We start from the raw sequence: 23772 nt of genomic DNA, 5'->3' as shown, positions 1-23772 counted from the left end.
GCCGGCGCGGCGGCGCGCCGGTGCGCGGGAGAATGCCCGCCGTGAGCGCCGCCTCGCTGCAGACCAGGGCCCAGCTGCCCGCCGCCCACCGGATCGTGGTGAAGGTCGGCTCGTCGTCCCTGACGGACGGCACCGGCCATCTCGAGCCGGAACGGCTGCGCGCCCTCGTCGACGTGCTGGCCGCCCGGCTCGGTGCCGGGGGACAGGTGGTGCTGGTGTCGTCGGGCGCCATCGCCGCCGGTATGGGGCCGTTGGGGCTCGTCGCGCGCCCGCGCGACCTGGCCACCCAGCAGGCGGCCGCCTCCGTCGGACAGGGCCTGCTGATCGCCCACTACACGCGGGCGTTCGCGGCCCACCAGCACCGCGTCGCCCAGGTGCTGCTCACGGCCGACGACACGGTGCGCCGCGGCCACTACCGCAACGCCTACCGCGCCCTGGCCCGGCTGCTGGACCTCGGCGTCGTACCGGTGATCAACGAGAACGACGCCGTCGCCACCGACGAGATCCGGTTCGGCGACAACGACCGCCTGGCCGCCCTGGTGTCGCACCTGGTGCACGCCGACGCGCTGGTGCTGCTCACGGATGTGGACGGGCTCTACACGGGCCCGCCCGACCGAGACGGCAGCGTCCGCATCCCCCTGGTCACCGGTCCCGCCGACGTCGAGGGCGTCGACGTGACCAGCCGGGGGAGCGCGGTGGGCACCGGCGGCATGGTGACCAAGCTCGAGTCGGTGGCGATCGCGACCCAGTCGGGGATCCCCGTGCTGCTCACCTCGGCGGCGCAGGCGGCGGCGGCGCTCGACGGCGAGGACGTCGGCACGTGGTTCGCCGCCACCGGGCGGCGCTCGTCCGTGCGACTGCTGTGGCTGGCGCACGCCGCGCGCACCCGGGGCCGGCTCGTGCTGGACGACGGAGCCGTACGGGCGCTGGTGGAGCGGCACAAGTCGCTGCTCCCGGCCGGGGTGACCGGCTTCGAGGGCGAGTTCGAGGCCGGCGACCCGGTCGAGCTCGTCGGCCCGGACGGCACGCTCGTCGGGCGGGGGCTCGTCGCCTACTCCGCCGAAGAGGTCCCTGACCTGCTGGGACGCAGCACCAAGGACCTGCGGGCCGAGCTCGGACCGGGGTACGACCGCGAGCTCGTCCATCGGGACGACCTGATCCTGATGCGCCGTCGGGCCCGGGCTACCCTGGACCGATGACCCTCTCCCTCGACGCCGCTGCCGTGGCGCCGGCCGGGCGTACCGGCGACGTGGACGCCCAGGTCCGTGAGATCGCGCGGCGTGCCAAGACGGCCTCCCGGGCGCTGGCCACTGCGACCCGGTCCACCAAGGACGCGGCGCTGCACGCGATGGCGGACGCCGTGCTCACCGCGACGGACGAGATCCTGGCGGCCAACGAGCTGGACCTGGCCGCTGGTCGTGCTGCCGGACTCAGCGCCGGTCTGCTGGACCGGCTCACGCTGACGGCGCCTCGCCTGTCAGGCATCGCCGACGCGCTGCGCGAGCTCGCCGGTCTGCCGGACCCCGTCGGTGAGGTGGTCCGCGGCTCCACGCTGCCCAACGGTCTGAGGCTGCGGCAGGTGCGCGTGCCGATGGGCGTGGTCGGCATGATCTACGAGGCGCGGCCCAACGTGACCGTGGACGCCGCCGGCCTGGCTCTGAAGAGCGGGAACGCGGTGGTGCTGCGTGGCGGGGGCGCCGCGGCGCACAGCAACCAGGTGATCGTCCGGGTGCTCGGCGAGGCGCTGGAGGGTCAGGGGCTGCCGGCCGACCTGGTGCAGTCGATCGACCGGTACGGGCGCGAGGGTGCGGTCGCGCTGATGCACGCGCGGGGCCTGGTCGACGTCCTGGTGCCGCGTGGCGGTGCGGACCTGATCGCCACCGTGGTGCGGGAGGCCAGCGTCCCGGTGATCGAGACCGGCGTGGGCAACTGTCACCTGTACGTCGACGCGACGGCGGACGCGCAGGCGGCGACCGCCATCCTGCTGAACGGCAAGACGCAGCGCGTCGGCGTCTGCAACGCGCTCGAGACGCTCCTGGTGCACGCCGACGCGGCTGTGACGTTCCTGCCGTCGGCGCTCGCCGCGCTGGGGCAGGCCGGTGTGACGGTGCACGGGGACGAGCGCACGCTCGCGCTGGTGCCGGACGGTGTCACGGCGGTCCCGGCGACGGACGTCGACTGGGCCACCGAGTACCTCTCGCTGGACATCGCCGTGCGCGTGGTCGACTCGCTCGACGAGGCGCTCGAGCACATCCGCACGTGGAGCACGGGCCACACCGAGGTGATCTGCACGCGCGACCTCGCGGCGTCCGAGCGGTTCGTCGCGGAGGTCGACTCGGCCGCCGTGATGGTCAACGCCTCGTCGCGGTTCACGGACGGCGGCCAGCTGGGGCTGGGCGCCGAGATCGGCATCTCCACCCAGAAGCTGCACGCCAGGGGGCCCATGGGCCTCGCGGAGCTCACCACCACCAAGTGGGTGGTGCACGGCGACGGGCACGTCCGCCCGTGACCCGTGCCGCACCCGTGAGAGACTGGCCGTCCCGTCCCGACCGCTGGAGGTTCCCGTGCAGGCTGCGCTGATCGCCGCCCAGGAGGCCGCAGGCGCCACGTTGCCGTTCCCCGCACCCGTGTTCGGCATCGGCGCGTTCGTGGGGCTCGTCGCCCTGCTGCTGATCACGTCCGCGTTCCGTCACGCGGGCTCGAAGCACTGACCTCCGGCGTCGTCGCGCCGCCCATGTCTCGACCACGCGTTGGCGTCATGGGCGGGACGTTCGACCCCGTGCACCACGGTCACCTGGTGGCGGCGAGCGAGGCGGCCGCGCGGTTCGACCTGGACGAGGTGATCTTCGTCCCCACCGGCAAGCCGTCGTTCAAGCAGAACCAGCCGGTGTCCGAGGCGGAGCACCGCTACCTGATGACCGTGATCGCGACAGCCTCGAACCCGCGGTTCTGGGTGAGCCGGGTGGACGTCGACCGGCCCGGCCTCACGTACACGGTCGACACGCTGCGGGACCTGAAGTCTCAGCGTCCGGGTGCCGATCTGTACTTCATCACGGGAGCGGACGCCGTCGCGCAGATCCTCACGTGGAAGGATGCCGACGAGCTGTTCACCATGGCGCACTTCGTCGCGGTCACCAGGCCGGGGCACACGCTGTCGGTGGACGGGCTGCCGGGGGATCGCGTCAGCGTGCTCGAGATCCCTGCGCTGGCCATCTCCTCGTCGGACATCCGGGCACGGGCGCGGACCGGCATGCCGGTCTGGTACCTCGTGCCGGACGGCGTGGTCCAGTACATCGGCAAGCACAGGTTGTATCGAGGTCCTGATGAGTGAACCCGGAGAGCGCCGGCGGCGCCGCGAGAGGGAGCGTGCGGCCGCCGAGGCCGCCGTCCCCGCGGAGGAGACCGCCACGGGCGCCGCACGTGCGCCCCAGTGGGCGCCGTCGCCATCGTCCTGGTCGGAGCGGACCCGTCCGCAAGCACCGTCCGGGACGGAGCAGCCTGCTCGGACGGATGCGCGGCCTCCGACGGCGTCCCGCCGTGCGCTGCGCGAGCAGCCGACGTCCGGTCAGCCGGCCTCCGGGGGGACGCCCGTGTGGGCGGCGCCACGGCCGACGTCGGGTCCGACGTCAGGCTCGCGGCCCGCGCCCTCGGCCCCGGATGCCGTCCCCGGACGTTCGACGTTGGGCCCGACGCCCCGGAGCACCGCGACACCTGGCCGGGTGCCGCCGCCCGTACCCGCGCAGGGGTCCGTCGCGCCGCCCGCCGGCCCGACGCAGGGCGGCGTTCGTCCGCCGGTCATCTCCGACGCGGCCTACCGCTCTCGGCGCGCGACACGCGACACGCTCGACCCCACGGCGGGCCCCCGCTCGTCGATCGCACCGTCGGGTGCGTCGGCCGGTGCCCCGCAGGGTGGGGCGCCCGCGGCGGGTGCCGCGCCGACGCCCGGCCTCGCCGGACGCCCCGCTGCGGCGACCGGCTGGGCACCGGCGACGAGCTCCCCGTCGTCGGCCGATCCGTCCCGAGGTCCGTCGGCGGCGCCGCCGGCCCGCAACCCGGTGCCGCGCGAGGCCCCTGCTCCGCCGGCGCCCACCTCCCGCGCCGCCTTCGCGCCGTCGAACGGCAGCACGCCCCAGGGCAGGTCGAGCGACGGGTTCCAGCCCGGTCGCGGCGGCGCGCCGACGTGGGCCCCGGGCGCAGCCGCTGACGCCGCTGCACGCGGACCACGGGCGCAGAGCGCACCGGCGTGGGCGCCCGAGGGCCGTACGGCTGCACCGGGACGGCCGGCGGACGCCCCGCAGGGCACCAGCCAGGCGTGGCCGTCCTACGGCTCGGCCACGGCGGCGCCGGAGCAGGTCGCCGGCCAGCGTTCGGCGGCCTGGACACCGGCTCGTGCGGAGGCCGCACCGACCATCCAGGCGCCTGCGCCTGCGCAGGCGGTCCCCACGCCTCCGGCGGAGCCGCGTCGCGGCTCCTGGGCCGTCGCGGAGCCCGGTGCGGCTCCCGCCCCGAGCCCGACCCCGGCAGCCCGGTCGGCCGGTCCGGTCGCGGCGTCGCCCGCGGTCTCTGGCGCACCCTTCCCGTCGCCGCGGACGGCTCCACGCGCGGACCTGGACGACGAGGACGACGAGCCGGTCGTGCGCCGCCACCCCTACACGTGGCTGCACCTGATCGTCCTGGTCATCGTGGCGTTCGTGCTCGGCTTCCTCGTCGTCGCACTGTGGAACCACGGGCGCCCGTCCGGGTCGTCCGGCGCCGAGGGACCCTCGTCGCACTCTGTCGTCTCTGTGCTGGCCACCGCCGTCGCAGACCCCACCACCGCGCTCTGACGCGCCACCGAGGAGCCCCGTGCCCGCATCCGACCGTGCCCTGCAGCTGACCTACGCCGCTGCGCACGCCGCCGCCGACCGCAAGGCGCAGGAGATCATCGCCCTGGACGTGAGCGCCCAGCTGGTGCTCACCGACGTGTTCCTCATCGCCTCCGGCACCAACGAGCGGCAGGTCGGCGCGATCGTCGACGCCGTCGAGGAGGCCCTGTTCAAGCTCGGCGCCAAGCCGCTGCGGCGAGAGGGCAAGGGTCAGGGCCGGTGGGTGCTGATCGACTTCGGCGACGTCGTCGTGCACGTCCAGCACGCCGAGGACCGCGTGTACTACGCCCTCGAGCGGCTGTGGAAGGACTGCCCGGTGATCGAGCTGCCGGCTGACTCGCGGGGCGTCGAGCAGCAGGAGCACGCGGGTCCGTCGAACGAAGGCCAGGAGCACGAGGACCTCGGGGAGTGACCGCCGGACGCGTGCTCCTGTGGCGGCACGGCCGCACGGCGGCGAACGCGAGCGGACGGCTGCAGGGTCAGATCGACGTCCCGCTCGACGACGTCGGCCGCTGGCAGGCTCGCACCGCCGCCGCGACGATCCTCGCCCGGTACGAGCCGACGGCGATCGTGTCCTCGGACCTGTCGCGGGCGCGGGCCACGGCCGAGTACCTGGCGCGCGGTACCGGCCTGCCGCTCACGGTGGACCCGCAGGTGCGCGAGCGCAGCTTCGGGGAGTGGGAGGGGCTGACCGGCGAGCAGATCGACGACCGCTGGCCGGACGAGTTCGCCGTCTGGCGTGCCGGTGGTGACCCGGCCGGGGTCGGTGCCGAGTCGCGGGCCGACGTCGCGGCACGCCTCGGCGCCGCGATCCGTGCCCATGCGGCGGCGCTCGGACCGGCGGACACCCTCGTGCTGGTGTCGCACGGGGCGGCCATCGCCCTCGCAGTCGGCGAGCTGCTGGGGCAGGTCCCGGCGTGGCGCGGGGTGATCGGTCTGCAGAACGCGCACTGGGCCGACCTCAGCCCCTCGCACGGGCCGGTGGCACCGGACTGGCGGCTGCACGGCTTCAACCTCGGACCGACGGACGCCTCCCGGGACTGGGACGCGGGCCCCGACGCGCCCGCCGAAGCCGAGTCGCAGACCCGGAACCCGGATTAGCGTTCCGGCGGGGGATCGTCCTAGACTCTCCAGGCGCCCTCCGGGGCGCGGCTCGCGGTTGCGGGCCGAGGGGCTGTGGCGCAGCTGGTAGCGCACCTGCATGGCATGCAGGGGGTCAGGGGTTCGAGTCCCCTCAGCTCCACCATCACCGCAGGTCAGAGGCCGTTTCTCCGGATGGAGAGGCGGCCTTCTTGCTTCTCGGCGGCCGCAGGGCTCGGGTTGTCGGTGGTCGGTCAGTGCGCGCCCCGTGCCGTCGCGTCGTTTCGAGGACGCGGCGGCGTGGGCGGATCGTGGGGGAACAGGACCGGGCTGAGCACGTAGGGCCGTCGGTCGGACGTGGGCTCGTTGTCCATCGAGCCACGCAGCACGTCGACCATCTGGCGCAGCAGCTCGGCGAGCTCGGTGGGCCTGAGCCAGAGCACCGCCTGGCGGTAGCCGACCTGGTCGGCGACGGGATCGGCGTCCCCGCGGTCCAGGTAGGCGTTGAACTCGGCGATCAGGACGGCCATCGCGGCGGCGAACCCGCGCCGGTGGTCCTCGATCGTCATCTCCGCTGCGAGGTCGGCGCCGATGCGCGGACGCTCCGGGAGCAGTCGGTACCGGCGTTCGACTGCGCCCCGGACCCGGTCCTCGCCGGCCACCTCGATGTAGCCGGTCTCCAGCAGCAGCGCGAGCTGCCGGTACACGGTGACGCGCGAGACGTCGCTGATGCGCTCGCACAGCTGCTTGGTGGTCAGCTCCGACGCGCCCGACAGGGCAGCGACGATCCGGAGCCGCACAGGATGCAGCAGGACCTCCGTGGCGTTCACCGCCCAATGGTGTCATAGTTGCGACCGGTATCGAACATGAAACTAATCGGGGAGGCGGCTGTGCGCGACGTCCCAGGCCGGCGGGTGGCGGTGAACGGCCGCAGCGTGTACGTCGAGGAGTCGGGGGAGGGTGACGACTGGGTGGTCTTCGAGTCCGGAGCGGGCGCCGGCCGGACCTCCTGGGATCCCGTCCTGCCCTTCCTCACGGACACGGCTCACCTGGTCACCTACGACCGAGCGGGGCGCCCACGAACCGAACCGGTCGCCGGGAGGTTGAGCATCGAGGAGATGGCGGACGACCTCGTTGCCATGACCGAGGCGGTCGTCCCCCGTCCCTTCGTGCTCGTCGCGCACAGCATGGGAGGCCTCGTCGCGCGCCGGGCGGCCGAGCGCCTCGGCCCGCGGCTGCGCGCCCTGCTCCTGGTCGATCCCACACCCGAGACCTCACCGGTGTACGACGACTGGGACGCGAGAGTGGCGGAGGCCGACCGCATGATGGCCGTGATGCAGGTTCTGACCTACGTCCGGCCGCTGCGTGGACTGTTCCTCGGCAACCTGCGCACCGGCTACTCGCCCGAGACCTGCCAGGCGATCCTCGACGAGGACTTCACCCCGGCCGGGACGGCGCAGACGCGCAAGGAGCTGAGGGCGGTGGCCGACGGGATCCGCGACTTCCGTGGACGGCCGCCGGCGCCGCCGGCGTGTCCGGTGATCGTGCTCGCGGCCACTCGCCCTGTGCGGCAGAAGGCGTACGAGATCGCGTTCGTCGCGTCCGCCCAGGACCACGACCGGCGGTACGCGCAGGGCCTGGCCAACGGGCGGTTCGAGGCGGTGGACTCGGCCCACCTCGTGCAGGCCGAGCGGCCGGAGGTCGTCGCGGGGTCCGTCCGGGAGCTCCTCGCGGGCGTCGGTCCGCACGGGGTGGAGTGACCGAGGAGCCGAGGCCGTCCACAGCCGCCGACCGAGGACTGACGCCCGGCACATCGTCTCGCTGACGTGCACCCGCGTCGGCACGCTCGATCGGGTGCGGCCACGCCGGCGGCCTCAACGGCGGGTCGTCACGAGCCGATGGTGACGATGTGGCGCCGATCCCGGACGACTTGCCCCGCTCGCCCAGCGGTCGCATCCCGCAGTGGGTGATCGACGAGGCAGCAGGGAACGCGACGCAGCCCACCGGGTGGCGGACGGCCGAACCGTTCCCCGTGGAGCCGTCCCGCCGGCCCGGTCGCCGTGGGTTCCGGGCAGCCGTCGCAGCACTCGTGCTCCTCGCCGTCGTGGGCGGCGGCTGGTGGCTGGCGACGGGCGACCACGTGGCGGCAGTGCTGACGTCCGCCGCCTCACGTCCCGGAGCGGTCGGTGGGATTCCCGCGCCTTCGGCGACCGCGGTGCAGCTGGCTGACGCGGCGCACCTGTCGTCCCAGGGCCGTGCGATCTTCTACGCCACAGCTCCGCGCGTGCTGGACGCCAAGGGCTTTGCGGGCCAGTGCGCGGATGCCCCCACGATGGCGGTCCACGCGGACGGGGCGGTCGGCTGCTACCTGATCGGTCTCAACAAGATCGTCGTCTACGAGCCCGCCGACCCGCGGCTGCGCGGGTTCGCTGTGCAGACCGTTGCCCACGAGACGTTGCACGCGGCGTGGGAGACGCTCTCGGTGGGGGAGCGGGACCGGCTGGTGCCTCTTCTCGAGGCGGCCGTGGCGCCGTTCCCGGCGGCCAGCACCTTGCAGAAGGAACTGGCCGGCTCCGTGGGCTCGCACCCGCAGAACCGTCCGACGGAGATGTTCGCCTACGTCGGCACCCTCGTCGCGCCTGGCAGCGGCGTCGACCCTGTGCTGGAGGCCGTCTACGCCCGGTTCATCGCGGACCGGGCCGCGCTCGTGGCCGTGAACACCGCCGACACGGCGCTGCTCGACGGCATGAACGCCACCATCCAGCAGGCGTCGACGGCACTGTCGGCCAGTGAGACGAAGAACGCGCAGGACCGCGCGCAGCAGGCGGCGGACACCGCGTCGGTCGCCTTCTACCAACGGGCGTACGACGCGAAGGTGGCCGAGGTCGCCGCGATGCCCGCCACGACCCGCAACGGGCTCCAGCTGTCGTGGACGTGGTGGGACGGCACGAAGCTGCCGATGGCGCCGGCCGCGCAGACCTTGTCCGCCGCTGCAGCCCTGCTGGCGCGCGACCACGCCGCCCTGTCCCAGCGGGCGACCGCGACCGCGGCCGCTGAAGCGGCAGCGGCCAAGGAGCGCGTCCGGATCCAGGGCCTCGTCGACGACCTCAACGGTCTGCAGGCTCAGCTCGACCCGGCGAAGGCCGCGGCGAGCTGACCGGTGCAGGGACGGCGACCGGCACGGGCTCCAGGTAGGGTGACGCCGACCTCGCGGGTGTCCCGGGCACGGGACTGAGATTCGGGCTGAGGCCGCCCGAGCACCGTTCGAACCTGACCGGGTCATGCCGGCGGAGGAAGAAGGAGCTCGTGGTGCCGACCCCTGCGCAGAACTACCCCACGCACACGCTGGACCACCTGGTCGACCAGGAGCACGGCATCCGTGTGCCGGTCACCAGCATCGCCCTGGACCCGTCCCCGGACGGCACGGCGAACGCAGCGGTACGCGTGTACCGCACGGCCGGTCCGGGCGCCGACCCGGTGGTGGGTCTGCCCGCGCTGCGGGCCGCCTGGATCGCCGAGCGCGACGACGTCGAGCCGTACGAGGGTCGCGAGCGGGACCTCGCCGACGACGGACGGTCCGCGCTGCGGCGGGGCCGTGCCAGCCGGGAGTGGACCGGCGCGCGTCGGGCGCCGTTGCGGGCCAGGCCGGGGCGGACCGTGACGCAGATGCACTACGCCCGTCGCGGGGAGGTCACCCCCGAGATGCGGTACGTCGCGCTGCGCGAGGGGGTCGACGTCGAGCTCGTGCGGACCGAGGTGGCGGCGGGCCGCGCGATCATCCCGGCGAACGTGAACCATCCGGAGTCGGAGCCGATGGTGATCGGTCGGGCGTTCCTGGTGAAGATCAACGCGAACATCGGCAACTCGGTCGTCACCTCGTCGGTGGACGAGGAGGTCGACAAGCTGACGTGGGCGACCCGCTGGGGCGCCGACACGGTGATGGACCTGTCCACGGGGGACGACATCCACACCACACGGGAGTGGATCCTGCGCAACGCCCCGGTGCCGATCGGCACGGTCCCGCTCTACCAGGCGCTGGAGAAGGTCGGCGGCGACCACCAGGCGCTGACCTGGGAGGTGTTCCGCGACACCGTCGTGGAGCAGTGCGAGCAGGGTGCCGACTACATGACCATCCACGCCGGGGTGCTGCTGCGCTACGTGCCGCTCACCGCCGGCCGCGTGACGGGCATCGTGTCCCGCGGAGGTTCGATCATGGCCGGCTGGTGCCTGGCGCACCACCGCGAGAACTTCCTGTACGAGCACTTCGACGAGCTGTGCGAGATCTTCGCGCGCTACGACGTGGCGTTCTCCCTCGGTGACGGGCTACGCCCTGGGTCGCTGGCGGACGCGAACGACGCCGCGCAGTTCGCCGAGCTCGACACGCTCGCGGAGCTGACCCGGCGCGCGTGGCAGCACGACGTCCAGGTGATGGTGGAGGGCCCCGGCCACGTGCCATTCCACCTGGTGCGCGAGAACGTCGAACGGCAGCAGGAGCTGTGCGGTGGCGCACCGTTCTACACGCTGGGGCCGCTGGTCACCGACGTCGCACCGGGCTACGACCACATCACCTCGGCGATCGGGGCCACGGAGATCGCTCGCTACGGGACGGCGATGCTCTGCTACGTGACCCCCAAGGAGCACCTGGGGCTGCCCGACCGTGACGACGTGAAGACGGGCGTGATCACCTACAAGATCGCCGCGCACGCGGCGGACGTCGCGAAGGGGCACCCCGGCGCGCGCGACCGTGACGACGCGCTCTCCAGAGCGCGTTTCGAGTTCCGCTGGCGCGACCAGTTCGCGCTGTCCCTCGACCCCGCCACCGCCGAGGCGTTCCACGACGAGACGCTGCCGGCCGAGCCGGCCAAGACGGCACACTTCTGCTCGATGTGCGGGCCGAAGTTCTGCTCGATGCGCATCTCGCAGGACATCCGCGACGAGTTCGGCGACGCGGCGGGGCAGGCGCACGTCGTCGCGGCCGGCTTGGCGGCCAAGGCCGAGGAGTTCCGTGCGGCGGGCGGTGGCGTCTACCTGCCGGAACCCACGGTCGTGCCCCGACGCTGAGCGTGCCCCAGCTGCGCCGGGCGACCGGGGAGGGACCTGCCGCGCCGGGACGTCACCGGCCAGGGCCTCCCCGGTCGATCTGCATCGGGGCCTTCTCCGGCTACCGCTCGTACGGGGCGTCCTCGTCGCGCCGGTCCTGGGCCGGACGCGGCTGGAGCAGCAGGTTCTCGAGGGCTGCGAACGTCTCGAGCAGCCCGGCGCGCAGCACCACCTGGAACTGCCCGTGCTGGTGCACGCCGAGCACGACCTCCGGAACGGCCGAGACGGCGTCGCGGTCGACGGCGTCGGGGTTCACCAGCTCGAACCGCAGCCGGGCCCAGCAGCGCGTGAGCAGCGCGATGTTCCCCACGCCACCAACCGCAGCGAGCAGCGCGTCGGCCACGCGTGCGGCGTCCACCTCGGTCACGTCGCGGCCCCTTCGCGCGGGTCGGCCCCGGCCGCCCCTGTCGCTGCGACGCCGTCGCCGTCTGCGAGCCGGCTGACGTGCAGGGCGAGGTAGAGGATCTCGTCGGTCGAGACCTCCCAGCCGAAGCGCGCGGCGAGAAGCTCGCCGATCCGCCCCGCCGACGTGTACTCCCGCGGCCGTGAGCTGCGCAGCGCGGCGTGCAGCTCGGCGGGCGTCTGGCGCAGCTTTGCGCCGGTGCGCTCGCGCAGGAAGAGGTAGCGCAGGTGCGTGACGAAGCGCGCCACGTCGACCGAGTTCTCGTCGATCTGGACGTCGTACTCCTCGCCGATGATCGCCAGGACCTCACGCAGGACCTGCGTCATCTGCACCGTCGCGTCGAGGTCGCCGACCCCTCCGAACTGGGCGTTGACCAGGTGCAGCGCGAGCGGCACCGCCTCGACCGCCGGGAGCCGGACGCCGCATTCGGCGGCGACCAGGTCGAGCGCCTCGCGCGCGACGGCGACCTCGTCGGGGTAGAGGTGCTGCACCTCCCAGCGCAGCGGGTAGTCGATCTCGGCGGCACCCTCGGCTGCGCGCCGCAGCGCGAAGCTGAGGTGGTCGGCCAGCGGCAGCAGCACGTGGTCGGCCAGGTCGCCGCGCAGCCGACTGCGCGCGAGGGCCACCACACGTTCGGTGAGCTCGAGGTCCGGCAGCGGGATCTCGCCGACCAGCGACGCGATCCGTTCCGCCGAGGCCGACCCGGACGGCACGAACCGCCGCTCGACGCGTGCGGCGTCCACCCCGCTGCCCGGGAACGCCTGGAACCCGAGGCCCCGGCCGAGCAGGACGACCTCGACGCCGTGGTCGTCGACGCCGAGCACGACGTTGTTGTTGAAGACCTTGACGACCTGCACGTGACCCTCCTCTCCACGCTGAGAGTGCGGCGCTGCCCCGGACACGCCTCGTCCTACCCCCGCGTGCTCCGCGGGCGCGACCTCCAGAAGTGCTGTGCTCATCCTCGCAGCGAGGCGCCGCGCGTCGCGATGACGTCGGCGTACCAGCCGAAGGACTTCTTGCGGTACCGCGTGAGCGTGCCGGAGCCGTCGTCGTGGCGGTCGACGTAGATGAACCCGTAGCGCTTGGACAGCTGCGCGGTCGAGGCGCTGACCAGGTCGATCGGTCCCCACGTGGTGTAGCCGAGCACCTGAACGCCGTCCTGGATCGCCTCGGCCACCTGGACGAGGTGGTCGTTGAGGTAGGCGATCCGGTAGTCGTCGACGACCGTCGGGACGCCGTCCACCTCGACCAGCTCGTCCTTGGCGCCCAACCCGTTCTCGACGATGAAGAGCGGCTTGCCCCAGCGGTCCCAGAACTGGTTGAGGACGATCCGCAGACCCACCGGGTCGATCTGCCAGCCCCACTCGGAGGCGGGCAGGTGGGGGTTGGTCGTGCCACCGATGAGGTTCCCCGGCCCCGGAGCGGCGGCGGGGTCCGCCGACTCGCACTGCGACATGTAGTAGCTGAAGGAGACGAAGTCGACGGTGTGCCGCAGCAGCTCGCGGTCCTCGTCGGTGATGTCCAGCTCGATCCCGTGCTCCCGGAAGTGCCGCAGCGCGTAGCCCGGGTAGACGCCGCGCGTGTGCACGTCGGAGAACATGAGGTTCGCGTGGTCGGCGTGCATGACGGCCAGGACGTCCGCCGGGTCGGGCGTCAGCGGGTAGATCGGCATGGCGATGACCATGCAGCCCACCTGGAGGCCCAGCCCGGTCTCGTGCGCGATCTTCGTGGCGAGCGCGCTCGCGACGAGCTCGTGGTGCGCGGCCTGGTAGAGCGCGGTCGGCGAGAGCTCCTCGCGCGGCGTCATGATGCCGCCCGACATCAGCGGGACGTGCAGCACCGAGTTGATCTCGTTGAAGGTCAGCCAGTGCTTGACCCGATGGCCGTAGCGCGCGAAGAGCACCCGCACGTACCGCTCGTAGAAGCCGATCAGCTCGCGCGAGACCCAGCCGTCGTACGCGCGGGCGAGGTGCAGCGGGGTCTCGTAGTGGGAGATCGTCACCAGCGGCGTGATGCCGTACCTCTCGAGCTCGTCGAGGACGCGGTCGTAGAAAGCGAGGCCGGCCTCGTTGGGCTCCTCCTCGTCGCCGTTCGGGAAGATGCGCGACCAGGCGATCGAGAAGCGGAAGACCGAGAAGCCCATCTCCGCGAAGAGCGCGATGTCCTGCGCGTACCGGTGGTAGAAGTCGATGGCCTCGAGCTTGAGGTTGTCCGGCGTCGGGCCGTCCGTGGGGGCGGCGAAGATGCCGCGCGGCATGACGTCCTGGATCGACAGGCCCTTGCCGTCGACGTCGTACGCGCCCTCGACCTGGTTGGCCGCGGTCGCGCCGCCCCACAGGAAGGACTCGGGGAAGCGGGGACGCGGGGTCGCGGCGGGCGCGACGGCGGTCTCGGTGGACATGCGGAGGCTCCGTTCGGATCTGTGCTGGTGGGAGGCGTGCGCGAGGTGGTCGGGCGGGCGGCGCGAGGGCGGCGACGGTCCGCGGGAGGAGGGCGGGGCCGGCGGCGCTGCGGCCAGCCCCGCCCTCGCGTCAGCCGACGAGGTCGAGTGCGACCTCGCCCTTGGCGACCTCGCCCGCGGCGACGGGCACGACGGCCGAGTAGGCGCCCGGGTTGGTGACGATCATCACCGTGACGGGGTTGTAGCCAGCGGCCTCGATCGCGGCCAGGTCGAACGTGGTGAGCAGGTCGCCCGCGGCGACGCGCTGGCCCTGGACCACCTTGGCCGAGAAGTGCTGGCCCTTCAGCGCCACGGTGTCGACTCCCACGTGCACGAGCACCTCGAGGCCGTTGTCGGCGCGGATGCCGAACGCGTGCGGCATGACCGTGAGGAGCTCACCCGCGATGGGCGCGTAGGCCTCGCCGACGGCGGGGACCACGGCGATGCCCTGACCGATCGCGCCGGACGAGAACGCCTTGTCCGGCACGGCCGAGAGCGGGACGGCCTGGCCGATCGCCGGGGCGGCGAGGGTCAGTGCCTCGGACTCCACCGCACCCGAGGCGGCCTGCTCACCCTTCGCCGGAAGGTCCTTGAAGCCGAGGACCGTCGTGAGGACGAACGCGATCACCATCGCCGAGCCCGTGCCGATGAGCTGGAGCGTGAAGTTGCCGATGCTGACCGCCGACGTGATGGTGATCAGGCCGGGGACGACGAAGCCCTGAGCGGCCGAGCCGCCCGCCGCGGCGATCGCACCGCCGACGGCGCCGCCGATGACGCCGTAGACGAACGGCTTCTTCAGGCGCAGCGTGACGCCGTAGATCGCGGGCTCGGTGATGCCGGCGAGGATGCCGGAGATCGCAGCCGGGCCGGCCACCTGCTTGAGCTCCTTGTTGCGCGTCTTGAAGAACACGGCCGCCGCGGCGGCCCCCTGGGCGAGGACCGCGGCGAACAACGGGCCCGTGATCAGCGAGTACCCGTGCGTGGACAGGTCCTGGACCAGGATCGGGATGAAGCCCCAGTGCACGCCGAAGATGACGAACACCTGCCAGAACCCGCCCATGAGCGCACCGCCGACGATCGGGCTGAGGTTCCAGAGCCACGTCACGCCGTGCGACAGACCCTTGCCGGCCCAGTCGGAGGCGGGGCCGATGAGCAGGAAGGTCAGCGGGACGATGACCGCGACGACGACGAGCGGGGTGATGAAGTTGCGCACCGCCTCGGGCAGGACCCTGGTGAGCAGGTGCTCGAGCTTGGACTGCGCGTAGACCGCGATGATCGCCGGGATGACCGCCGAGAGGTAGCTCACCATCACCACGGGGATGCCGAGGAAGGTGAGGTGGCCGCCGCCGTCGGCGAACGCCTTGAGGGTGACCGAGGCGCCGGCGGCGCCGGGGATGACCGCGACGGTCGCCGAGTAGATGAGCGCGCCGGCGATCGCGAGAGAGGTGTAGACGTTCGCCTTGAACTTCTTCGCGGCGGTCACCGCGAGCAGCATGGGCAGGAACTGGAACAGCGCGTCACCGGCCGCGAAGAGGATGGCGTACGTCGGCTTCGTGGGCGCGGTCGCGTCGAGCTTGAGCCACACGGCGAGGAAGGCCTTGAGCAGGCCCGTGCCCGCGAGCGTCCACAGGACGGGCGTGAAGATGCTGGTGATGAGGTCGATCGCCTTGGCGAAGAGACCACCCTGGACGACGCCCTCGCTCCTGAGCTCGTGGGCGGAGGTCAGCGCCTCGTACACGCTGTTCACGGTGTTGCCGATGACCACCTGGAACTGACCGCCGGACTCCACGACGGTGATGACGCCGCGGGTGCCCTCGACGGCGGCCTTGTCCGCCTTGCTGCGGTCCTTGAGCGTGAAGCGCAGGCGGGTCGCGCAGTGGGTCACGCTGGCCACGTTGTCCGGACCGCCGACGCCCCGCAGGACGTCGTCGGCGAGCACCTGGTGCTTGCTCGCTGTTGCCACGATTCCTCCTCGAATCCTGTCAGGTCCGCCGTTGGGGCATGCCTTCTGGCAACAAAAAAACCCGAGACGTGGCCGACGCTCGCGCGTGGTCCGTCCCGGGTTTTGCCTGCCGTGCAGTAACAATCCCAGACTTCGGGGACACCGGTCGGGGTGTCCGCGACGGATGCTAGGGCCTGGCTCCGAGCGTTGTAAAGACCTGGCGATGGACGGGCCCCTGAGCTGACCGGCCCGGTCCGGCGGCGAGGGGACTTGACGGTGCGGCTCGCAGCGCCGGTATGGTGACGCCCGGATTGTGACCGACCTCGGTCGGGCAAGGCCTGGAGGAGCACCTCGTGGTGCACGCCTCCAGGCCTTTCTTGTTGGTGACCCGCGTCCGGGTCCGACGACGGAGAGAGAGCGACGATGCTGCAGCGGACTGTCACCATCGGATCGGCGTCGGGCCTGCACGCCCGGCCCGCCGCCATGTTCACCCAGGCCGCCGCGCAGTGCGGTCACCCCGTGCGGATCGCGACGGTGGGCGGCCGGGAGGTCGACGCCTCGAGCATCCTCATGGTGATGGCGCTCGGGGTCGGGCAGGGCCAGGAGGTGCTGATCTCGTCCGACGACGAGACCGCCGGCGCCGCGCTCGACGCGCTCGCGGCCATGCTCGAGCGCGACCTCGACGCGGAGGCCTGACGTGCGAGTCCTCACCGGTGTGGGGGTGGGTCGGGGCGCCGTGGTGGGTCCGGTGGCTCGTGCGTATCCCGTCCCGGTGGTGCCTGCGGACCTGCCGGTGCCGGCGGATCCCGAGGCCGCGGCGGTGGAGCTGTCGGCAGCCTTCGCGGCGGTCGCCGCGACGCTCCACGCGCGCGCGGACGCCGCGACGGGGACGTTGCACGAGGTGCTGTCGGCGACCGCGTTGATGGCGGCGGACCCGTCTCTCGTCGGTGCGGCGACGGCGAAGGTCCGGGCCGGTGCGGTGCCCGCGCGGGCCGTGGGGGAGGTCGCGGGGCAGTTCATCGACCTGTTCACGGCCGCGGGCGGCTACATGGCCGAGCGAGCCACGGACCTCGCATCGGTCCGTGACCGGGTGGTGGCACGCCTGCTGGGCCTGCCGGAGCCGGGCGTGCCGGCGCTGGGGCGCCCGTCCGTCGTGGTCGCGGAGGACCTCTCCCCGGCGGACACCGCGGTCCTGGACCTGGACAAGGTGCTGGGCATCGTCATCGAGCGCGGCGGACGCACCTCGCACACCGCGATCATCGCCGGCCAGCTCGGGCTGCCCTGCGTCGTGCGCGCGACGGATGCCGCCGGCCTGGAGGACGGCGACGTCGTGGCCGTCGACGCCGCTCGTGGGACCGTGACCGTCGACCCCGACGAGGCCGTCGTCGCGGCCGCCCAGACCCGCCGCGCCGCGCTGGCTGCGCTCGCGGCCGACACCGGCGACGGAGCCACGGCCGACGGCCACCCCGTCCAGCTGCTCGCGAACATCGGCACGGCGCAGGACGCGGCCCGGCTCGAGGACGTCGCGGTGCAGGGCGTCGGGCTGTTCCGCACCGAGGTCCTGTTCCTCGGCGCGCAGACCGCTCCCGCGCTCGAGGACCAGACCACCACGTACGCCCACGCGCTCAGCGCCCTGGGGGAGCGGAAGATCGTGTTCCGCACGCTCGACGCGGGTGCCGACAAGCCGCTGGCGTTCGTGAACCAGCTCGACGAGGAGAACCCGGCGCTGGGCATCCGGGCGTACCGCCTGGTCCGCACCGCGCCCGAGCTGCTGCACACCCAGCTCGCCGCGATCGCCGCGGCGGCGGAGCAGACCGGCGGGCGCCCGTGGGTGATGGCGCCGATGGTCGCGACCGTCGAGGAGGCCGCGGAGTTCGCGGCATCCGCTCGCGCCGCGGGCATCGGCACGGTCGGGGTCATGGTCGAGATCCCCGCGGTGGCGCTGCGGGCCGCCGACGTCCTCGCCCACGTCGACTTCGTCTCGATCGGCACCAACGACCTCGCGCAGTACACGATGGCCGCCGACCGGCTGCGGGGCGAGCTCGCCGACCTGCTCGACATCTGGCAGCCCGCGGTCCTCGACCTCGTCGCCGGAACGGCGGCGGCGGGCCTGGCGGCGGGCAAGCCTGTCGGGGTCTGCGGCGAGTCCGCCGCCGACCCGGTCATGGCGCTGGCGCTCGCGGGCATGGGCATCACCTCGCTCTCCATGGCCCCCGCGGCGCTGGCCGGCGTGCGGTACTCGCTGCGCTCGCACTCGCTCGAGGCGTGCCGCGCCATCGCCGCCGCTGCCCGCGCGGCCCGGACCGCCCCGGAGGCGCGCGCCGCTGCCCTCGCGCTCGTCGCGCCCGAGGTCCGCGAGGCGCTCGCGCTCTGAGGAGGGCGGACCTCGTGGCCGGCGTCAGAGCAGGCCGAGCTCCGCGAAGAGCGGGACCAGCCCCTCGTGCTGCGGTCCCGCGGCGGTGCGGTCCGCGACGGCGAGCAGCCGTGGGTCGGCGCCCTCGATCGCGACGCCCGTGCCGGCGACCTCGAGCATCTCGAGGTCGTTGAGGCCGTCGCCCACCGCGACGACGTCCGCGAGCGCGACGCCCAGCGCCTCCGCCGCGATCCGCAGGCCCACGGTCTTGTCCATCCCGACGAGGAACACCTCGCCCGCGGCCTCGCCGAGCTCGACGATCGAGCTCGGCAGGGCCGTGACCTCCGGGCCGATCTCGGCGGCGAGGGCGTCGATCGGCAGGCCGCCGTCGAAGCACGTCACCTTGCCGAACGACGCGCCGCGCAGGTCGCCCGGCATCTGCAGGCGCGCGAGGATGTCGCCGCCGCCGGCGCCCGCGCGCGCCATGCCGGGCACCCGGGCCTCGAAGAGCCGCGCGAGGCGCGCATCGGTCCCGGGCGGTGCGAAGAGCGCTTCCGGCCCTTCGAGGATGTAGGCCGCTCCGTGCGCATCGAGGACCTCGACCGCGCGCGCCGCGAGGTCCACCGGGAAGCGGACGTCCGCGAGGACGCGGCCGTCGATCTCGACATAGGCGCCGGCCCCGCCGACGAGCCCGTCGAACCCCGCCGCCGCGATGGCCGGGGGCACCATCGCCTTGGGTCTGCCGGTGCAGAGCACCACGAGGTGTCCCGCGGCGCGGACGGCGCGGACGGCCGCCTCGTGCGCGGGCGGCACCACCCCGTGGTGCGCGTACGTGCCGTCGATGTCGAGGAAGACGGCCCGCCTCATCGGGAGCTGAGGGTCGTCGTCATGACCTCACCGTACCGAGGGCACGGTCCGCTTCTCGGCCGCGCCGCTGCGGGTCAAGGAAGGGTTTCGTCGTGCCGCGCCAGGGTGACGAGGTTGTCGAGCAGCTGTTCCCAGCCGACGCCGAGGCCACCGATCGCCGCCTCGGCGCCGGCGCGCACGTCCTCCGGGGTGACGGTGAGCTGCACGTCGGTGCCGCCGGGGACCACGGACAGGCGGACGTCGTGCCGCGCGACGAACAGGGGCTCGTCGTCCGGACCGATCGGGTCGAGCGTGAAGCCGAGCCGCCGTGGCTCGTCCGCGGTCACGACCTGACCGGTGGCCCGGTGCAGGGCGCCGTCACCTTCCTGGAGCACCAGCTCGACGGCCCCGCCTGGGCGGGTCTCGAGGCGGAACCGTGCGACGGTGAAGTGCCGCGGGTGCCACCACCGGGTGGCGAGCGCGGGGTCGGTGAAGGCGCGCCAGACGGTGGCCGGGTCGGTGGGAACCGTGCGCCGGACCGTGACGGGCGCCGGCGCTGCGGCCGCGGCGATCGCAGCGCCGTAGCGGGCGAGTGCGGCGTCGTCCGGACCGGGGACGGCGAGCTCGTCGGCCCAGCGGGCCACGTCGGCGAGGGTGGACCGGTCCAGCGCGCAGACCTTGCGCCGGCCGAGCCGGTGCACCTGGACCACGTCCGCGCGTTCGAGGGTCTGCAGGTGCTTGGTCACCTGCGGCTGACGCAGCGCAAGAGCGGCGGCGATCTCGCCGACCGTGTGGGGCCGGCGGCGCAGCAGCTCGACGATGCGCAGCCGGTTCGGCTCGGCGAGCGCCACGAGCACGGTCACGTCCACGGCCCTAGTCTGCCTTGACTCATATTCTCGAACAAGAATACGTTGGCCGTCATGACGACACATCGACTCGAGCACAGCTACCCGACCGACCCCGCGACCATCTGGACCTTGTGGACAACGCCGAGCGGCATCGCCCGCTGGTGGGCACCCGACGGGTTCACCACGGCCGTCGGCGTCCTCGACCTGAGGGAGGGTGGCGAGCTCGTCTACACGATGACCGCCACCGCACCCGAGGCCGTCGCCTTCATGCAGGCCGCCGGCATGCCGCTGGCGACCGTGTCCCGCAAGTGGTTCACCGGCGTGGAGGAGCCGAGGCGCCTGGCGTACCAGTCCCTGGTCGACTTCGTGCCCGGCCACGACCCGTACGAGTTCGGCACCGAGGTCGTGCTCACGCCGACCGACGACGGTACCCACGTGGTGATGACGGTCGAGGAGCTGCACGACGAGGTCTGGACCCTGCGCCTCCTCGAGGGTCGCGCCAACGAGCTGGCCAACCTGGACGGGGTCGTCCGCGGAGCGTGATGCTTGCCGGCGTCCGGCATCAGGACCGAGAGGTCGCGCGCGGCGGCCGCACGATGCAGAGGAGCGGGTGCTCATGACCGTCAGGTTCGAGAACGTCGGCATCGCGGTGCGCGACCTCGACGAGGCCGTCACCTTCTTCACGGCGCTCGGCCTGAGCGTCGTGGGCCGGGACACCGTCAGCGGGGAATGGGCCGACACCGCGGTCGGCCTCGACGGGAACCACGTCAAGATCGCCGTGCTCCAGACGCCCGACGGCAACGGCTGTCTCGAGCTGTTCGAGTACCTCCACCCGGACGCGATCGAGACCGAGCCGACCCTGCCCAACGAGATCGGGATGCACCGCGTCGCGTTCTCGGTGGACGACCTCGAGCGGGCGGTCGCCGTCGCGGCGACGCTCGGGTACCACCCGCTGCGGGGCATCGCCACGTACGGGGACGTCTACAAGCTCACCTACCTGCGCGGCCCCAGCAGCATCCTGGTGATGCTGGCCCAGAGGCTGATCGGCGTCTAGGGCGGGACCCCGTGGTGTCAGCGCCCGAGGTCGCGCCCGGAGGTCTCGGATCACCTAGTGTCACGCCATGCATCGCAGCCGTGTCTTCGCGCTCCTCTTCGACACACCGGAACAGCAGGCTGCTGACGCCACAGCCTTCTGGTCCGCGGCGCTAGGTGCGTCCGTTCGCCCCATCCCCGCAGAGCCGCAGTTCACGCGGTTGGATGATGCGATCCCGGGGCTGGCGACCGTCGTCCAGGCAGTCGACGATGCGCCCCGATTCCACCTCGATATCGAGACCGACGACGTCGAGGCTGAGACCGCGCGCTTGGTCGCCCTCGGAGCGGTCCAGGTGGGGCAATGGCTCGAGTGCAGAACACTGCGGGCTCCCGGCGGGCACCTGCTCTGTGTCGTCCCCGTCCACACCGAGCCAGGGTTCTTCGCCTCTCACGCTCGCAGCTGGGAGTAGCGGGGCCGATTCCCCGGCCGTTGTGCCCGCTCCTTCTCGGCACGGCGGGGCGACGAGACCGAGTGCCTGCTGCGCGAGGAGCGCGTGGGCCCTGAGCCTGACCGGCATCGAGCCGCGGTTCTCCGCATCGCGCCGACCCGAGCTGGGGCGGCTGCACCTCGAGCACGCCCATGCCGTGGGGATCCGCCTGGCGCTGCGCCGCTGACGCCGCGGCGGTCGCGCGACCACTCGGCGAGGCGATTCCTGGTCACTTGTCCAGAACTCCTTGAACTGCGCGAACGGCCGCCGATGGGTTCGTTCGAGGGGTCTGCGCGCGTCGGCCCCCGGACGGGGGGAAGCCGTGGAGCGGCCAGCGCCCGGAGCAGGTGTCCCGCGGGACGTCGTCTCGCGCGGACGGGCGGTGCTGGCCCGGCGCGGGCAGACGTCACCGACCGAACCGCCGGACGCCGTCGTCCCGGCCCCGCGTCCGCAGCAGGACGTCGAGCGGGCGGACGCCGCGCGAGCCGGTGGGCCGGCGAGCACCGGGGCGTTCGCGCGGATGGCCGGGCTGACGGTCTTCGGGCTGGCCGCGATCGCCGGCACGCTGCTCCTGCTCACGGCGAGCGCGATCGGCAACCCGGTGCAGATGGCGCCCATGGAGGGTCACCTGCTCGGCCTGTGGCGGGTGCTCTACGCGACCGAGGCGCCGTCCGTGCCGGTGGCGCTCGCGGCCGTGGCGCTCGCCGTGCTGCTGGCCCTGGGCGTCGCGGTCGTCGAGCTGCGCATCGCCAACCGAGCGCGTCGCTCCGCCGACGGCCTGGGACACCCGCTCGCCCCGAAGCCGGTGATGGCCCGGACCGCAGGCGTGTTCGCCGGGCCCGTGACCGTCACCGTGCTCATCCCGGCGCACGACGAAGAGGCGTCGCTGCCGCAGACCCTCGCCTCACTGGTGGACCAGCCGCATCCGCCCGAGCGGATCGTGGTGATCGCCGACAACTGCACCGATGCGACCGTCGACGTCGCCCGTCGCGCGGGCGTGGAGGTGGTCGAGACCGTCGGGAACACGCAGAAGAAGGCGGGTGCGCTCAACCAGGTGCTGCGCGGGCTGCTGCCGGGTCAGGGCGACAACGACGTGGTGATGGTCGTCGACGCGGACACGCGGCTCGACCAGGGATTCCTCGAGGCGGCGGTCGCCCGCTTCACCTCGGACCGTGCCCTGATGGCGGTCGGTGGGCTGTTCTACGGCGAGGAAGGTGCCGGCGTGCTGGGCCAGTTCCAGCGCAACGAGTACAGCCGGTACAGCCGGGACATCGGGCGGCGCCGCGGGCGCGTCTTCGTGCTGACCGGGACGGCGTCCATGTTCCGGCCGGCTGCCCTGCGGACCGTCGCCGAGCAGCGCGGCACGTCGCTGCCGGGCACGCACGGCGACGTGTACGACACCGCGGCGCTGACCGAGGACAACGAGCTGACCATCGCGCTGAAGTCGCTCGGCGCTCTGATGATCTCGCCCGCCGCCTGCACGGTGGTCACCGAGGTGATGCCGACGTGGCGGGCGCTGTGGCGGCAGCGGCTGAGGTGGCAGCGCGGCGCGCTGGAGAACCTCGCGGCCTACGGGTTGACCCCCACCACGCTGCGGTACTGGTCGCAGCAGCTCGGCATCGGGTACGGGGTGATGGCGCTGGGCGCGTACGCGCTGCTCACCGCGCTGACGGTGCTGTCCGTCGACCGGTGGGTGTGGTTCCCGTTCTGGATGGGCATGGGTGCGCTGTTCGCCGTGGAGCGGGTGGTGACGGTGTGGGCCGGGGGATGGCGGGCGCGTGCGCTCGCGGCCCTGCTGCTGCCCGAGCTGGTGTTCGCCGCCTTCCTCGACGTGGTGTACGTGCGCGGCGTGGTCGACATCCTGCTGGGCAGGCGCGCCGGGTGGAACCACGTGGTGCACGCCGCCCCGGCGCCCGCGACGGAGGTCTCGCCGACCGACGTCGCCACGGCGGTGGCGCGGTGAGCGCCGCGCTGGTGTGGACGGTGCACGCGGGCGTGCTGCTGCCGGAGCGCCTGCTGCACAGCCCCGGCTTCGAGATCCTGGCGACGTTCGTCGCCCTCAACACGCTGATGTACGCGACGTTGGCGGTGCTGAAGCTGGTGCCGAGGGGGCACGCGGTGCGCGGGTGGTGGTCGCGGCTGCGCGACCGAGCCGCCGCGCCCGAGCCGCCGCGGACGGCGTCTCCGACGCGCAGGGCGGGAGCCCGGCCCCGCGGCCGCGACCGGCGCGCCGAGGACCGGAGCATCTACGCCGGCCTGCCCCCAGCGGTGCCAGGCGCGGCCCAGCCTGCCCGGCCGCGGACCTCCGACCGGTAGTCGGTCCACCGCACCCGCGAGCGGCATCTGGCCTGCCGCACCGTCGTCGTCCCGCGTCG

The 23772-nt window shown here is 73.2% G+C and carries 24 protein-coding genes, 1 tRNA gene and 1 riboswitch; of the genes, 18 read left to right on the top strand and 7 right to left on the bottom strand.

Translation table 11 applies throughout. The annotated features are described in order from the left end of the window. Window positions 1-32 precede the first annotated feature (32 nt). The 8 genes from proB (at window position 33) to N0B34_RS00385 (ending at window position 6111) form a co-directional block, all read left to right on the top strand. Complete coding sequence (gene proB, locus N0B34_RS00420) at window positions 33-1199, top strand: glutamate 5-kinase (RefSeq protein WP_263729199.1); 1167 nt, start codon at window positions 33-35, stop codon at window positions 1197-1199. Further along, window positions 1196-2509, top strand: coding sequence for a glutamate-5-semialdehyde dehydrogenase (locus tag N0B34_RS00415; protein ID WP_263729198.1), 1314 nt, complete (start codon window positions 1196-1198; stop codon window positions 2507-2509). Before proB ends, N0B34_RS00415 begins: the two co-directional genes overlap by 4 nt. Window positions 2510-2564: 55 nt before the next feature. Continuing rightward, entirely contained in the window at window positions 2565-2711 is a 147-nt protein-coding gene (locus N0B34_RS00410) for a hypothetical protein (protein WP_263729197.1), read from the top strand. A 23-nt stretch (window positions 2712-2734) separates the two neighbouring features. Further along, window positions 2735-3331, top strand: a complete 597-nt coding sequence (gene nadD, locus N0B34_RS00405) for a nicotinate-nucleotide adenylyltransferase (protein ID WP_263729196.1) — start codon at window positions 2735-2737, stop codon at window positions 3329-3331. A gap of 1303 nt (window positions 3332-4634) precedes the next feature. After that, a complete protein-coding gene (locus N0B34_RS00400) occupies window positions 4635-4826 on the top strand; it encodes a hypothetical protein (RefSeq protein WP_263729195.1) in 192 nt (63 codons plus the stop codon). 19 nt (window positions 4827-4845) lie between these two features. Beyond that, window positions 4846-5277, top strand: a complete 432-nt coding sequence (gene rsfS, locus N0B34_RS00395; protein WP_263729194.1) for a ribosome silencing factor — start codon at window positions 4846-4848, stop codon at window positions 5275-5277. Next, the gene (locus N0B34_RS00390; RefSeq protein WP_263729192.1) at window positions 5274-5966 is read left to right on the top strand and encodes a histidine phosphatase family protein; all 693 of its coding nucleotides are present in this window, start codon (window positions 5274-5276) and stop codon (window positions 5964-5966) included. Before rsfS ends, N0B34_RS00390 begins: the two co-directional genes overlap by 4 nt. 69 nt (window positions 5967-6035) lie before the next feature. Then, window positions 6036-6111: transfer RNA gene (locus N0B34_RS00385), tRNA-Ala, on the top strand. Between the two features lie 88 nt (window positions 6112-6199). On the opposite strand, the gene N0B34_RS00380 is transcribed toward N0B34_RS00385, so the two are convergent. Next, window positions 6200-6775: a helix-turn-helix domain-containing protein gene (locus N0B34_RS00380; protein ID WP_263729190.1), complete on the bottom strand. Its 576-nt coding sequence runs from the start codon at window positions 6773-6775 to the stop codon at window positions 6200-6202. A gap of 60 nt (window positions 6776-6835) precedes the next feature. Here N0B34_RS00380 and N0B34_RS00375 point away from each other — a divergent pair, with 60 nt between their 5' ends. The 3 genes from N0B34_RS00375 (at window position 6836) to thiC (ending at window position 11006) form a co-directional block, all read left to right on the top strand. After that, complete coding sequence (locus N0B34_RS00375) at window positions 6836-7705, top strand: alpha/beta fold hydrolase (RefSeq protein WP_263729189.1); 870 nt, start codon at window positions 6836-6838, stop codon at window positions 7703-7705. A gap of 149 nt (window positions 7706-7854) precedes the next feature. Further along, window positions 7855-9102 (top strand): hypothetical protein, encoded by a 1248-nt coding sequence (locus N0B34_RS00370; protein WP_263729187.1) that lies wholly within the window; start codon window positions 7855-7857, stop codon window positions 9100-9102. A gap of 43 nt (window positions 9103-9145) precedes the next feature. Next, window positions 9146-9258: riboswitch (TPP riboswitch) on the top strand. Further along, entirely contained in the window at window positions 9255-11006 is a 1752-nt protein-coding gene (thiC, locus tag N0B34_RS00365; RefSeq protein WP_318529946.1) for a phosphomethylpyrimidine synthase ThiC, read from the top strand. Its footprint overlaps the riboswitch before it by 4 nt. Window positions 11007-11106: 100 nt before the next feature. Here thiC and N0B34_RS00360 read toward each other — a convergent pair whose 3' ends face one another. From N0B34_RS00360 to N0B34_RS00345, 4 genes are all read right to left on the bottom strand, one after another. Beyond that, complete coding sequence (locus N0B34_RS00360; RefSeq protein ID WP_263729186.1) at window positions 11107-11412, bottom strand: PTS transporter subunit EIIB; 306 nt, start codon at window positions 11410-11412, stop codon at window positions 11107-11109. After that, a complete protein-coding gene (locus N0B34_RS00355; protein ID WP_263729185.1) occupies window positions 11409-12305 on the bottom strand; it encodes a PRD domain-containing protein in 897 nt (298 codons plus the stop codon). Before N0B34_RS00355 ends, N0B34_RS00360 begins: the two co-directional genes overlap by 4 nt. Before the next feature lie 98 nt (window positions 12306-12403). After that, window positions 12404-13849, bottom strand: a complete 1446-nt coding sequence (locus tag N0B34_RS00350; protein WP_263729184.1) for a glycoside hydrolase family 1 protein — start codon at window positions 13847-13849, stop codon at window positions 12404-12406. 130 nt (window positions 13850-13979) lie between these two features. Next, the gene (locus N0B34_RS00345) at window positions 13980-15851 is read right to left on the bottom strand and encodes a beta-glucoside-specific PTS transporter subunit IIABC (RefSeq protein WP_263729182.1); all 1872 of its coding nucleotides are present in this window, start codon (window positions 15849-15851) and stop codon (window positions 13980-13982) included. A gap of 402 nt (window positions 15852-16253) precedes the next feature. Between N0B34_RS00345 and N0B34_RS00340 the strand changes: the two genes are divergently transcribed. Together N0B34_RS00340 and ptsP are read left to right on the top strand one after the other, a co-directional pair. Then, entirely contained in the window at window positions 16254-16526 is a 273-nt protein-coding gene (locus tag N0B34_RS00340) for an HPr family phosphocarrier protein (protein ID WP_263729181.1), read from the top strand. Window position 16527: 1 nt separating this feature from the next. Continuing rightward, window positions 16528-18204, top strand: a complete 1677-nt coding sequence (gene ptsP, locus N0B34_RS00335; RefSeq protein WP_263729178.1) for a phosphoenolpyruvate--protein phosphotransferase — start codon at window positions 16528-16530, stop codon at window positions 18202-18204. A gap of 24 nt (window positions 18205-18228) precedes the next feature. On the opposite strand, the gene N0B34_RS00330 is transcribed toward ptsP, so the two are convergent. Further along, window positions 18229-19050: an HAD family hydrolase gene (locus tag N0B34_RS00330; protein WP_263729177.1), complete on the bottom strand. Its 822-nt coding sequence runs from the start codon at window positions 19048-19050 to the stop codon at window positions 18229-18231. A gap of 74 nt (window positions 19051-19124) precedes the next feature. Further along, window positions 19125-19898 carry a metalloregulator ArsR/SmtB family transcription factor gene (locus N0B34_RS00325; protein WP_263729175.1) on the bottom strand — a complete coding sequence of 258 codons (774 nt, stop codon included), beginning with the start codon at window positions 19896-19898 and terminating at the stop codon, window positions 19125-19127. A gap of 51 nt (window positions 19899-19949) precedes the next feature. On the opposite strand from N0B34_RS00325, the gene N0B34_RS00320 reads away from it, so the two are divergent. The 5 genes from N0B34_RS00320 to N0B34_RS00295 all read left to right on the top strand — a co-directional run bounded on the left by N0B34_RS00320 (window position 19950) and on the right by N0B34_RS00295 (window position 23713). Next, on the top strand, window positions 19950-20420 hold the full coding sequence (locus N0B34_RS00320; protein WP_263729173.1) for an SRPBCC family protein: 471 nt from the start codon (window positions 19950-19952) through the stop codon (window positions 20418-20420). A 73-nt stretch (window positions 20421-20493) separates the two neighbouring features. Then, entirely contained in the window at window positions 20494-20931 is a 438-nt protein-coding gene (locus N0B34_RS00315; RefSeq protein ID WP_263729172.1) for a VOC family protein, read from the top strand. 67 nt (window positions 20932-20998) lie between these two features. Next, entirely contained in the window at window positions 20999-21379 is a 381-nt protein-coding gene (locus tag N0B34_RS00310; protein ID WP_263729170.1) for a VOC family protein, read from the top strand. Window positions 21380-21719: 340 nt separating this feature from the next. After that, the gene (locus tag N0B34_RS00300) at window positions 21720-23360 is read left to right on the top strand and encodes a glycosyltransferase family 2 protein (protein WP_263729169.1); all 1641 of its coding nucleotides are present in this window, start codon (window positions 21720-21722) and stop codon (window positions 23358-23360) included. Beyond that, window positions 23357-23713, top strand: coding sequence for a hypothetical protein (locus tag N0B34_RS00295; protein ID WP_263729168.1), 357 nt, complete (start codon window positions 23357-23359; stop codon window positions 23711-23713). Before N0B34_RS00300 ends, N0B34_RS00295 begins: the two co-directional genes overlap by 4 nt. The last annotated feature ends 59 nt before the right edge of the window (window positions 23714-23772 follow it).

This window comes from Cellulomonas sp. SG140, from assembly GCF_025770785.1.
Classification (GTDB): Bacteria; Actinomycetota; Actinomycetes; order Actinomycetales; family Cellulomonadaceae; genus Cellulomonas.
Note: the sequence above shows the minus strand (reverse complement) of the source record. Positions and strands in the feature narration are given on the sequence as shown.

Bases quoted from the DNA above. Each gene is read 5' to 3' on its own strand.
- nadD (WP_263729196.1), top strand. From the start codon at position 2,735: ATGTCTCGACCACGCGTTGGCGTCATGGGCGGGACGTTCGACCCCGTG.
- N0B34_RS00340 (WP_263729181.1), top strand. From the start codon at position 16,254: ATGCTGCAGCGGACTGTCACCATCGGATCGGCGTCGGGCCTGCACGCC.
- N0B34_RS00315 (WP_263729172.1), top strand. From the start codon at position 20,494: ATGACCGTCAGGTTCGAGAACGTCGGCATCGCGGTGCGCGACCTCGAC.
- N0B34_RS00415 (WP_263729198.1), top strand. From the start codon at position 1,196: ATGACCCTCTCCCTCGACGCCGCTGCCGTGGCGCCGGCCGGGCGTACC.
- N0B34_RS00330 (WP_263729177.1), bottom strand. From the start codon at position 19,050: ATGAGGCGGGCCGTCTTCCTCGACATCGACGGCACGTACGCGCACCAC.
- proB (WP_263729199.1), top strand. From the start codon at position 33: ATGCCCGCCGTGAGCGCCGCCTCGCTGCAGACCAGGGCCCAGCTGCCC.
- N0B34_RS00350 (WP_263729184.1), bottom strand. From the start codon at position 13,849: ATGTCCACCGAGACCGCCGTCGCGCCCGCCGCGACCCCGCGTCCCCGC.
- N0B34_RS00320 (WP_263729173.1), top strand. From the start codon at position 19,950: ATGACGACACATCGACTCGAGCACAGCTACCCGACCGACCCCGCGACC.
- N0B34_RS00310 (WP_263729170.1), top strand. From the start codon at position 20,999: ATGCATCGCAGCCGTGTCTTCGCGCTCCTCTTCGACACACCGGAACAG.